The sequence below is a fragment of the Roseivirga pacifica genome (assembly GCF_900111145.1).
Classification (GTDB): domain Bacteria; phylum Bacteroidota; class Bacteroidia; order Cytophagales; family Cyclobacteriaceae; genus Roseivirga; species Roseivirga pacifica.
The window spans coordinates 369188-381850 of the sequence record NZ_FOIR01000003.1 but is presented as its reverse complement, the minus strand read 5'-3'; the positions used below and the strand labels follow the sequence as shown (position 1 = coordinate 381850).

8 protein-coding genes are annotated in these 12663 nt (G+C 43.5%); all 8 read left to right on the top strand.

Annotated elements, in window-relative coordinates; translation table 11 throughout:
- Window positions 1-48: 48 nt before the first annotated feature.
- The 8 genes from BMW98_RS16765 to BMW98_RS16730 all read left to right on the top strand — a co-directional run bounded on the left by BMW98_RS16765 (window position 49) and on the right by BMW98_RS16730 (window position 12649).
- Window positions 49-741, top strand: a complete 693-nt coding sequence (locus BMW98_RS16765; RefSeq protein ID WP_090260039.1) for an HAD-IA family hydrolase — start codon at window positions 49-51, stop codon at window positions 739-741.
- Window positions 741-2039, top strand: a complete 1299-nt coding sequence (locus BMW98_RS16760; RefSeq protein WP_090260037.1) for a DUF5690 family protein — start codon at window positions 741-743, stop codon at window positions 2037-2039. Before BMW98_RS16765 ends, BMW98_RS16760 begins: the two co-directional genes overlap by 1 nt.
- Window positions 2040-2044: 5 nt before the next feature.
- Complete coding sequence (locus BMW98_RS16755) at window positions 2045-3157, top strand: TIGR03364 family FAD-dependent oxidoreductase (RefSeq protein WP_090260035.1); 1113 nt, start codon at window positions 2045-2047, stop codon at window positions 3155-3157.
- Between the two features lie 184 nt (window positions 3158-3341).
- The gene (locus BMW98_RS16750; RefSeq protein WP_245733631.1) at window positions 3342-6602 is read left to right on the top strand and encodes a SusC/RagA family TonB-linked outer membrane protein; all 3261 of its coding nucleotides are present in this window, start codon (window positions 3342-3344) and stop codon (window positions 6600-6602) included.
- A gap of 20 nt (window positions 6603-6622) precedes the next feature.
- The gene (locus tag BMW98_RS16745; RefSeq protein ID WP_090260031.1) at window positions 6623-8173 is read left to right on the top strand and encodes a SusD/RagB family nutrient-binding outer membrane lipoprotein; all 1551 of its coding nucleotides are present in this window, start codon (window positions 6623-6625) and stop codon (window positions 8171-8173) included.
- 175 nt (window positions 8174-8348) lie between these two features.
- Window positions 8349-9428 carry a sulfatase-like hydrolase/transferase gene (locus BMW98_RS16740; RefSeq protein WP_090260029.1) on the top strand — a complete coding sequence of 360 codons (1080 nt, stop codon included), beginning with the start codon at window positions 8349-8351 and terminating at the stop codon, window positions 9426-9428.
- Between the two features lie 154 nt (window positions 9429-9582).
- Complete coding sequence (locus tag BMW98_RS16735; protein ID WP_245733630.1) at window positions 9583-10989, top strand: alkaline phosphatase PhoX; 1407 nt, start codon at window positions 9583-9585, stop codon at window positions 10987-10989.
- Window position 10990: 1 nt separating this feature from the next.
- Window positions 10991-12649 (top strand): alkaline phosphatase family protein, encoded by a 1659-nt coding sequence (locus BMW98_RS16730; RefSeq protein WP_090260027.1) that lies wholly within the window; start codon window positions 10991-10993, stop codon window positions 12647-12649.
- Window positions 12650-12663: the final 14 nt, after the last annotated feature.

Below are 12663 nucleotides of genomic sequence, written 5' to 3'. Positions count from 1 at the left end.
TAAATGTAAGCAAAGGCGTGGATTACATGCCGCATATCAATGTAAAGAATGGATAAAAAAAGTGTGAAGATGGTGGTCTTCGATATGGCCGGTACCACGGTAGACGAGCAGAAGACAGTGTACATGTGCGTGAGAGAAGCACTTGCGGAGTTTGGTTTTGACTACACGCTTGATGAAGTGGTGGACCGAATTGGAGGAATGAATAAGAGAGAGGGGATTGCACTTTTAATGAAGGCGCAGGAGCCGCAGATAAATGATGATGCGGTTCAGGTGGTTTTCGAATCATTTAAAAAGAATGTGGAACAGGCTTACCAAAAAGGCGATAACCTAAAGGAAATGGAAGGCGCAAGTGAGCTTTTCGAATACCTAAAGGCAAACAATATAAAAGTGGTACTCGATACGGGGTATTACAGAACCACGGCCGATATCCTTATTGGTAAAATGGGTTGGGCAGATAAAGGTTTGGTAGACTTTTCTGTGACATCTGATGAAGTAGAGGCTGGGCGACCAGCTCCATTTATGATAGAGAAGGCCATGGCTGAATTTGGGATTGATAGCCCAGAGGAAGTGGTGAAGGTTGGAGATACCCGCTCAGATATTGAGGAGGGTAAAAACACCAGATGCCGATTTGTAGTGGGCATTAGCTCTGAACAATACGGCAAACAAGATTTGATGGAGATGGGAGCAACCCACGCTATTGATCAGCTAAGTGAGTTAAAAGCAATTCTGAATCAGGGATAATGAGTTTGAAAGCATACTTACAGCAGGCCGATCATAAAGTAGTAGCACTCGTAGGGGCGCTTGCTGCTTTTGGCACCTACTCATGCATGTATGCTTTCCGCAAGCCATTTACCGCAGCCACTTTCGAAGGTTTTGAATGGCTGGGAATCGACTATAAAATCTGGCTCATTTTTGCACAAACGGTTGGCTACACGCTCTCCAAGTTTTACGGTATTAAGTTTATTGCCGAACGTGGTCAGCATGGGCGTGCCAAACAAATACTTGTGTTGATAGGCCTTAGCTGGGTAGCGCTTTTGCTCTTTCCGCTTGTCCCCAGGCCTTTTAATATCGTAATGCTGCTGATCAATGGCTTCCCGTTAGGAATGGTTTGGGGACTAGTGTTTAGTTATTTAGAGGGTAGAAGAGCGACTGAATTTATGGGCGCATTTCTAGGAGTGAGTTTCATCTTCTCTTCAGGCTTAGTGAAAACCGTTGGTGCTGGCTTAATGCTCGATTTTGGTATTACGGCTTGGTGGATGCCATTCTTCACAGGCTTGGTGTTTGTGTTACCACTGCTGCTTTGTGTTTGGGTGCTAGACCAAACACCGCAACCCACTGCCGAAGATATTCAACTCAGAAATAAGCGAGAGGCAATGAGTAAGGAGGAAAGAAGGAGTTTCTTTCTGAAATACGCCACTGGTATTCTTATGCTGGTTATCGCATACGTATTCCTTACGCTGTTAAGAGATGTGCGCGACAACTTTGTTGCGAACATCTGGGCAGAGCAGGGCTATGGCGAGCAACCTGGCATTTTCACCAAAACCGAAGTACCTATTTCCCTTGCGGTTTTGGTAATTATATGTCTGTTGGTTTTCGTGAAAAACAATCTCAAAGCATTTATGATCAATCACTTACTGATTGGTCTTGGTTTTACAATCATTTTTATCACTACATACTTGTTCTCAAAGTCACAAATCGGAGCCTTACCATGGATGGTCATGGTGGGCTTCGGTTTGTATTTGGCTTATGTGCCTTTTAACTGTGTGATCTTCGATCGTTTTATGTCGGCATTCAGGCACAAGGGCAATGCGGGCTTTCTAATGTATGTGGCCGATAGTTTTGGATACTTAGGGAGCATGGGCTTCCTCTTTTATAAAGAATTGGCAGGTTTTGGTGAAATGTCATGGACCCGGTTTTTTCAGAATTCGCTATTGGTGATTTCTGTTTTTGGGCTACTCATCACCGTTTCTGCCGCAGTTTATTTCAAAAGAAAATACCATCGCCAGTCGGTTGTTGAAGGCCAATTGGTGCTGAACTAAAGTTTATGACAAAGAAGAGAGCCATTGTAGTGGGAGCCGGTATTGTGGGCTTGGCAACAGCAAGAAAGCTGGCGCTAAAAGGCTATGCCGTGGAGGTGATTGAAAGAAGTGAGCAAGCACAAGGAGCTTCTGTGCGCAATTTTGGTATGGTGTGGCCTATTGGGCAGCCAAAAGGCGAAATGTACGAGCGCGCCATGAAATCACGAGTCATCTGGAAGGAGACAGCCGAAAAGGCCGGTATTTGGTATGGTGAAGTTGGGAGTTTGCACATGGCCTACTTGCCAGAAGAACTGGCTGTAATTGAAGAGTTTGCAGCTGAAAACCCTCAGTATTCAATACTGAGCCCAGCACAAGTTACTTCCGAAGCCGTTGTGAAGAAGGACCTCAAAGCGGCACTTTGGAGTGATGAGGAGCTGATTGTAGATCCACGCGAGGCTATAGCTAAGATCCCTAACTATTTGCAAGAGCAGTTAGGTGTAAAGTTTCACTGGAATACCACGGTGGTAGAAGTAAATCACCCGAAGGTAAAAACTGCAAAAGGAGAGGAGCTAAGTGCTGATGCCATTTTTGTATGTAGCGGTGCCGACTTCGAAACGCTTTATCCAGCACTGTTCGAAGCGCAAGAAATTACCAAATGCAAACTGCAAATGATGCGCTTGGTAAGTCAACCCAACGAGTGGAAGATTGGCCCAGCACTTTGTGGTGGTTTAACGCTCGTTCATTACGAAGCTTTCAAACAAACCCCTTCGCATGCTGTGCTTAAGGCCTACTACGAGCAAAACCATCCGGAATCTTTAGAGTGGGGCTTGAATGTAATGGTTTCTCAAAACGGAAGCGGTGAATTGACCATTGGCGATTCGCATGAATACGGAAAAGATTTAAGCCCTTTCAATCAGGAGTTTATAGACCAAATGATATTGGACTACTTGGCCAAATTTGCCGATTTCAAGGATTGGTCGGTTGCCTCGCGTTGGCATGGCATTTACCCTAAAATGACCAACGGAGCTACATCACTGGTTTTAACGCCAGAAGAAGGAGTGACGATAATAAATGGATTGGGCGGAGCCGGAATGACACTGTCGTTCGGTTTGGCCGAAGATGTACTTGAACAGTTATAGAGATTCAATCAAAACCGTAAAAAAGAGTGCCTATGTAAAGATCAAAACTCAAAAAAGAAGTGCCCTAAGGCACTTCGATTAATCGTTTTTAATGGCCTGAGTGATCTTGGCGGAAAATCAGACCAAAAACAAAAAACATTTACTAAAGCAACCTTAAAGTCAACTTTAACAAACATTCTAATTTATGAAAAAATGTGCGAATAGGCCTTTTCGTCTTTCGATTTGGCTTACTGCCTTAGCACTAATTATGGGAGTATTCGGTGCAAACACCACACTTGCAAACGAGCTTTCAAAGGCAGCAAACAAAACAATTACGGGTACTGTATATGATGCAGCTACTAACGAGCCACTTCCCCTTGTAACCGTTGCGGTTAAGGGTACTACCATTGGTATGGTTACAGACATTGACGGTAAGTACACAATTAGTGCGCCTGACGATGCAACTGTTTTAACATTCTCTTTTGTGGGTTATCAAACACTAGAGGAGCAAATAGGTACTAGAACTACGATTGATGTACGAATGACAGAGCTGGTTACTTCGCTTGAAGAAGTAGTAGTAACTGCATTGGGTGTTGAGCGTGAAACTAAAGCACTTGGTTATTCGGTACAAGAGGTACAAGGCGATGACCTTGTAGAAGCACGCGAAACCAACGTGGTGAACTCGCTTAGCGGTAAAGTAGCAGGTGTTCAAATTACAGGCTCTGGTTCTGGTGTTGGTGGGTCTTCTCGTGTTATCATTCGTGGAGAATCTTCTTTGAACATAAATGCTAACCAACCGCTGTTTGTGGTTGATGGTATTCCTATTAGTAATAGCAACCCAGGAGCTTCTGGCAACGGAAACTTAGAGGTTGATTATGGTAACTCTGCCGGTGAGGTTAACCCTGATGACATTGCAACTATTTCTGTATTGAAAGGGCCTGCGGCTGCAGCACTTTACGGATCTAGAGCAGCAAACGGTGCTATCTTAATTACCACTAAGTCGGGTAAAGGAAAGAAAGGCTTGGGCGTTTCAGTGAACTCTAACGTTACTTTCGAGAATCCTTTGAGATTGCCAGAGTGGCAAGATGTTTACGGTCAGGGTAACAACGGCCAGTTTACATTTGTTGATGGTTCTGGTTCGGGTATTGCCGATGGTGTGGATGAAAGCTGGGGACCTAAAATGGATGGTCAGTTGATTCCTCAGTTCGATTCTCCAAGAAATGTAGATGGTTTTAGAGGTGGTGATTTGAACGCGCCTGCTGGTAGCACAATTACACCAACACCTTGGACAGCCAGTCCAGATAACATCAACGATTTCTTCGAAACAGGTATTACCTTCTCGAACAACGTGAGCTTAACTTCTGCCGGAGACAATGGCAATGTGCGTTTATCTTGGACCAACCTTGACCAACAAGGAATGGTGCCAAATACAGATTTGAAGAGAAATACACTATCACTAAAAACAGGACTTAACCTTACTGAAAAGCTAACGGTAAATGCTTCTGTAAACTATGTGAATTCTAAAAGTGGTAACAGACCAGCAATTAGCTACGGTACTGAAAGTTTGATGTATTTGTGGATTTGGTACGGTCGCCAGATCAACACCAACAACCTAAGAAACTACTGGATGCCAGGTTTGGAAGGTCAGCAGCAGTTTAACTACAACTACAACTACCACGATAACCCGTATTTCACTACTTATGAGAATACAAACGGGCAGAACAAGGATAGAATGTTCGGTACTGTTTCAGCTACTTATCAGTTTACTGATGAGTTGAGCTTGATGGTAAGAACAGGTATCGATTTCTACAACGAGCTTCGCGATAGAAAGAGAGCTTTCAGTACGCAGCGTTTCCCTCAAGGTATGTACAGAGAAGATAGACTTTACTTCTACGAGCAAAACTCTGACTTCCTTTTGACTTACGACAAAACGTTGAACAACGATTTCAGATTCACAGTGTCGGTGGGTGGAAACCAAATGAGACAAACGAACAACTTTAATAAAACAGTTGCTCCTCAGTTGTTAATTCCAGAAATCTACAACTTCTCTAACTCTGCAGTGAACCTTCAGGTAGAGCAGTACGATGCTGAAAAGAAGATCAACTCTTTCTACGGTTTTGGTCAGTTGGCCTATAAAAACATGATTTTCCTTGATGTAACAGGGCGTAACGACTGGTCTTCTACATTGCCAGCTGAAAACAACAGCTACTTCTATCCATCTGCTACTTTGAGTGCAGCACTTAGCGATATCTTCTTGTTGCCAAACGCAATCTCTTTTGCCAAACTAAGATTGGCATATGCTGAAGTAGGTAACGATACCAATCCATACAGCTTAAGTAATGTTTATGGCTCAAGCACAGCTTGGGGTGGTGTTCAGGCAAAATCAGAATCTTCTACTTTGGCTAATAGCGAGTTGAAGCCTGAAAGAACTTCTTCTTACGAAATTGGTGCTGATTTGAGATTCTTAGACGGTCGTTTGGGAGTTGATTTCACTTACTATGACAACCGTACCAGAGATCAGATTATTCCGATCACATTGGATATTGCCACTGGTTACAGCAGCCGTATCATCAATGCCGGTGAGATCAAAAACAGCGGTATGGAGCTAATGGTAATGGGTTCTCCTATTCAGAAAGGAAATGGTTTGAGCTGGGATGTTGGTGTGAACTTCACCAGAAACAGATCTACTGTAATTGAGCTTGATGAAAACATTGATGCTTACACACTTACAGAAAGAAATGGCGCTTACGTTCAGGCTAGAGAAGGCGAAAGAATGGGCGACATCTACGGTGTTGGTTTTGCTAGAGTAGAAGATCCTAATAGCGAGTACTACGGCCAGATTATTCACTCTGCAGAAGGTACACCATTAAGAGACCCAGAGTTGAAAAAGCAAGGTAACTACAACCCAGATTGGATGATGGGTATTCAGAACTCGTTCTCTTACAAGAACTTCGATTTGAACTTCTTATTCGACATCCGTCAAGGAGGTATTGTAGTTTCAAGAACAAAAACCATTGGTAGTACTTCTGGTCAGTTGAAAGAAACGCTTTACGGACGTGAAAATGGTTATGATCTTTCGCTAGAAGAAAACGGTATCGTTTCTCCTGGTGTGGTTGAGAATCCTGATGGTTCTTACTCTCCAAACACAACAAAGGTTAGTTCTAGAAACTGGCACAACCGTTACTACGAGCGTAACAACGTAGAGGCTGCCAAATACGATGCTTCTTATGTGAAATTGAGAGAAGTAAGATTGAGCTACACTTTCCCAAGAACTTGGTTCGAAAACAGCTTCTTACAATCTGTTAAATTCTCAGTAGTAGGTAGAAACCTAGCATTGTGGACAGAAAACCCACACTTCGATCCAGATGTAATGGCAATGAGCGGTGGTACGCTTCAGCCAGGTATCGAAAACATGGCTTATCCTTCTGCAAGAAGCATTGGTTTCAACTTGAACATCAAATTTTAACCTCATCTAATTAGACAATAATGAAACTTTTCAATATAAAAGCGACCATCGTTGTATTGGCTTTACTTGTAACAGTAGCCTCGTGTGATGATGGATTCGAAGAATTAAACGAGAACCCGAACAGTCCTGAGTCGGTACCGGCATCTTTGCTTTTGCCTACTGTTTTAAGAAACGGGATTAACGAAAATGCCGGAAAGGCATGGGGTACAGGTAACGTGGTAATGCAGTATTCTGCAAAAATCCAGTTTACCAACGAAGATAGATACAACTGGGGTCCTGAATCGAACCCTTACAATTCGTACTACAACATTATGCGCGATTTGGAGAACATTAAGCGCATTGCTGAAGAAACAGGAAACAACAATTACAAAGGTGTGGCTTTGGTTTTCGAATCTTGGTTATACTCTGTGCTTACTGATAGCTACGGAAACATTCCTTACACTGAAGCAACTATGGCTAAGGAAGGTACTAACCTGCCTAAGTTTGACGATCAGCAGACTGTTTACCAGGGAATTATCGCTAGCCTAACCGAAGGTAATAGCTTGCTAGACCCTAGTGGTGCGGGTATTGATGGTGATATTCTTTTTGATGGCGACATTATGAGATGGAAGAAATTTGCCAACTCTTTGTTGCTTAGAGTACACATGAGGTTGTCGGACAGAGTTGATCCTAGCAGTGCAATGCAGGCAATTTTGAATGACCCTGTTACTTATCCGATTATGGAAGGAAACGAGGACAACGTAGCGTTACAGTATTTGGCCGATTTGCCTAACCAGCAGCCGCTTTACACTACACGTTCAGGTTCTTTTGATGAGTATCGCTTAAGCGAGAAAATGGAAAACACGTTGAAGTCATTAGGTGATACCAGACTCTTTGTGTACGCTCAACCAACTACCGACTCTGGTGCTGGTATGGTCGGTAATTGGGACGATTACCAAGGTGTGCCAAATGGTTTGGCCGATGAGGAAGCACTTCAGTATGCGCCAAGTGGCGACCCAACCAAAGGTGGTTCTAACTTCATTTCAAGAGTTGGTTTAATGTTTTCTTGCTCTGCTTGTGACGATAACGCTTCGCCTACAGCGCGTCAGGCTATGATCATAAGCTATTCTGAGCAGCAGTTTGTTTTGGCAGAGGCGCGCGAGCGTGGATTCATTACTTCTGGTACTGCCGAAGATTATTACACATCAGGTATTCAAGCTTCTTTCGATTATTACGATGCTAGACTTGCTGAAGGTGGTTACACCGAAATCATGGATGCAGTAGAAGTTGATGCAGCTTACTTTGCTCAGCCAGAAGTGGCCTATACGGGTACTCAAGACGATAAGTTGAGCAAAATCGGTACACAAAAGTGGATTTCATTATTCTTTACTGGTACCGAATCTTGGTTCGACTGGAGAAGAACAAACTACCCTGAAATTCTACCTGGCCCTGGTGCTGTACAACCAGCAGTTCCGGTAAGGTTCATCTACCCAAGCAGTGTTCAGGCTTTGAATAAAGCGAATTACGATGAAGCGGTTCAAAGCCAAGGAGCTGATGACAATACCACCAAAGTTTGGTGGGATGTAAATTAATTAGTTTAGATTCAATCAACCCTAACTAAAAGAGACCGATCAAAAATAACGGAACCGTCATTCTGAACTTGTTTCAGAATCTGTAAGAGGTTCTACGTGTTTTGGCAGACCCTGAAATGAATTCAGGGGTACGATTTAGAACTGTTTTTGACGGTCTCTTTTAAATACTCAACTCATGAAGAAATACGTTGTAGCCCTAATTTTTTGCGCAGTAACCCTTAGCGCATGTGCCCAGCACAAAACAGAAAATGTGTTCGTAATTACCTTTGACGGCCTACGTTGGCAAGAGCTTTACACCGGAGCTGATGAAAGTTTGATCGGTGATAAAAAGTATGTAGGTAATACAGAAGAACTTAAGGCCCTATTCTGGAAAGATACCCCAAAAGAAAGAAGAGAAACTTTAATGCCTTTCTTTTGGAACACACTTGCCAAAGAAGGGCAACTTTTAGGAAATAGAGCACTTGGTAGTACGGTGGATTGTACCAACAACATGTGGTTCTCTTACCCTGGTTACAACGAAATTCTTACAGGAAAGGCAGATGATGAAAGGATCAATTCAAACGCTAAAATCCAAAATCCGAATGAAACCATTCTTGAGTTTGCGAATAAGCAGGCTGGTTTTGAAGGTAAAGTAGCTGCTTTCGGGTCTTGGGATGTTTTTCCTTACATCATTAACGAAGAGCGAAGCGGTGTACCTGTGAATGCAGGCTTCGAAAAGTCAACAGACAAACCACTTTCTGACAAAGAAGCATTTTTAAATAAGCTTCAAGACGAAATCCCCAGCCCTTGGGGAGGCGTAAGACTCGATGCTTTTACGCACCATTTTGCCATGGAGTATGTGAAGAAGCACGCGCCTAAGCTTGTATACATATCATATGGCGAAACTGACGATTTTGCCCATGATGGTGAGTACGATCACTACTTGAAATCGGCCAAACAAACCGATCAGTTTATCAAGGAAGTTTGGGAGTATATTCAGTCAACTCCTCAGTACAAAGACAAAACCACATTGATTATTACTACAGACCATGGCCGAGGCACGCAGCCAAAAGATACTTGGAGAAGCCATGGTACAGATATTAAAGGAGCAGGCCAAATATGGATGGCCGCCATTGGCCCCGATACTCCAGCCTTAGGCGAAGTTAAAAGCGGAAAGGCATACCAAAATCAGGTAGCGGCTACAGTGGCAAAGTTATTAGGCCTGAATTACCCGCTCAAAGGAGCCGGAAAACCGGTCGAAGCATTCATTAAGTAAAAGTTAACAAAGGGTTCATGTGTTGAACCCTGCATAGATATCTATTTAAAGTAGATTAGGTTTAGTTTTTATCAGTAACAGTGTAGAGGCTGTTTCAAGTGTTTGTGCCGTCATTCTGAATTTACTTCAGAATCTTTTCACTTAATAAGAGACCTTGAAACAAGTTCAAGGTGACGGAATGAGCTTTAGAAACAGCCTCTCACGTTTTTCAATTTCAGAGACCATGACCTCGAACAGCAGACGAAAATTCATTAAACAATCGGCCATTGTTAGCCTTGGCTTTGCTACACTTTCTAGATGTAGCATGAAAACGGTAACAGAAGAAGGGATTAAGAGTCAATTAATTACCGATCCAAACAACTATTTAGACCTACCAGAAGGCTTTTCTTATAAGATCATTTCTAAGTGGGGCGATAGCATGGACGATGGTTTAAAAGTACCAGCAAGAGCCGATGGTATGGGGACTTTCGAGGCGGCCGATGGTCGTGTGATTATCATTAGAAATCACGAAAACAGCCCAGGAAATAAGGAAGAAGGTGCTTTCGGTACAGCAAACGAAATGCTCGAATCTTTCGGTAAAGAGAATCTTTTTGATGCAGGAAATGCGAAGTTCCCTGGTTTGGGTGGAACAACTACTTTGGTTTACAATGAGGCAACTGGAACCGTTGAAAAGCAATACCTAAGTCTAGCCGGAACTTACCGCAACTGTGCCGGGGGCATAACCCCGTGGGGCAGCTGGCTAACCTGCGAAGAAGATGTTACCAAGCCAGAAGGCGATGTAGAGCAGTACCACGGCTATGTTTTCGAGGTGCCAGCTTCAGAAGATATTGCAGTGGCCGAACCAAAGCCGATAAAAGCAATGGGGCGCTTTAACCACGAGGCTGTGGCTGTGGATCCAGAAACGCACTACGTATATCAAACCGAAGATACGCATGACGGATTGATCTACCGATTTGTGCCTGACGATAAGAATGATTTGCATGCTGGAGGGAAACTTCAGGCACTAGCCATCAAAGGTCAGCCAAGCTTCGATACTAGAAACTGGGAAGGGATTACAGTAAAGGTGAACCAGAAATTCGATGTTGAATGGATAGATCTTGAAAATGTAGACCCAGAAGAAGATGACCTAAGGTTCAGAGGTTTTGACCAAGGAGCAGCGCGCTTTGCCAGAGGCGAAGGCATGTGGTATGGCAATAAGGAGATTTACTTTGCCTGCACCAACGGTGGTCCAAAACGATTCGGTCAGGTGTTTAAATACTCACCAGAAGATAATAAGCTGGAGCTTTTTGCTGAGTCTGAAGACAAAACTATACTGCATATGTGCGACAACCTATGCATTGCGCCTTGGGGTGATGTGGTGCTAACCGAAGACAATGGAGAGCTTAATCACGTACGCGGAATAAACCAGCAAGGGGAGTTGTATGATATTGCTTGCAACAGAAGTTCAAAGTCGGAATTTGCCGGTGTTACTTTCTCACCTTCAGGGAAAACGCTTTTTGTAAATATTCAGGAAAACGGAGATACCCTGGCCATTACCGGCCCTTGGGATAAACTTTCATAACATGAAATATACTTTCAGAAGAAATTTCGCAGCCTACTTTTGGGCTGTGCTTGGCACCGCCTTGCTTTTTAGTTGCGGTGCTGAGCAAAAGCAATTGGCCAAACATGTTATTATCATCGGGGTTGATGGCATGAGCCCTGATGGTATTCGCAATGCTGAAACGCCAAATATGGACCAAATGGTGGTCATGGGGTCATCTTCAATGGTGGCAAGAGGCGTTTTGCCCACTGTAAGTAGTCCGAACTGGGCATCGTTAATTATGGGCGCAAGCCCAGCTCAGCATGGTGTAACTTCCAATGATTGGCGAAAGGATAAGAACAATATTCCAACTCAAGTGTCGGGAACCACGGCTTTCTTTCCAACTATTTTTAAAGTGGCGAAAGATCAGCAACCCGATCTAAAAACAGCGATTATTTATGATTGGGGTGGTTTTGGTAATTTGTTCGATCATTCCAATCCAACCCATCAAGAGCATGCCGAGGGTGAAGAAAATACCACCGAGCGAGTGGTGGAATACTTCACCAAAGAAAAGCCAAATTTTTTATTTGTCCACTTAGATCATGTTGACCATGCAGGGCACAGCGAAGGGCACGGAACACCAGCTTATTACGAATCGGTAGAGAAAGCCGACCAGCTAATTGGTAAGATAATGACTGCCGTAGCAAGTAGTGATGTAAGTGACGAAACAGTGATTATTGTAACATCTGACCATGGAGGAGTTGGTATGGGCCATGGCGGTGAGTCTTTGGCAGAAATTGAGATTCCATGGATTGCTTATGGTAAGAATATAAAGCAAGGAAAGGCGCTAAGAAGTGCCATTAATACTTACGATACACCTGCTACATCGGCCTATTTATTGGGTTTAGAAATTCCTCAGCCATGGATTGGCAAGCCTGTGTTAGAGGCGATAGAAGGAGAGGATGTAACGCTAAAATACTTTACTTCTGAAAGGCTTCAACAACCGCAGATTACACCCAAAGTAGATGTGTACTCTGATGGTGGTGGACTGTTTGTTGGTGAGTCTGCTTCGCTCCAGATTAAGAATCCGAACAGTACTGGGATAGTTCGCTATACTTTGGATGGCACCATTCCGACAAGTAGTTCAGCTGAGTATCAAGGAGCGTTTGAAATTACAGAATATACTATTGTGAAGGCGGCAATGTTTAAAGATGGTGCTCGGGTGAGTCAGGTTGAAAGCGGTTTCTTTCGCTTTATTCCAAGTGAAAAGGGGCACGGTCTGAAATACGCTGTTTACGAAGTAGACGAAATGAAACGCCTACCTGTTTTCTCTGATTTTGTGCCTGTTGCCAAGGGCGTTGCGCTAGAACCTACGCTCGACAGAATTGCATTGACCAGAGAGAGTCAGGTGGCAATTACCTTCGAAGGTTACATCCATATCGAAAGGGCTGGTTATTACTCATTCTTTACCAAAAGCGATGATGGCAGCAAGCTGTTTATTGATGGGCAAGAAGTGGTAAACAACGATGGTGACCACGGAATAACAGAAAAATCGGGCAGCCTTAGCTTGTCTAAAGGCTTTCACAAAATAAAGGTAGAATACTTTAATGGAGGGGGCGGAAGCTGGCTCGGAACTTACTACCAAGGCCCGGGAATCCAGAAGCAGCCAATTCCAGGTAGCAGTCTTTTTATCAGTCAATAGTTAGTAGTAATCAA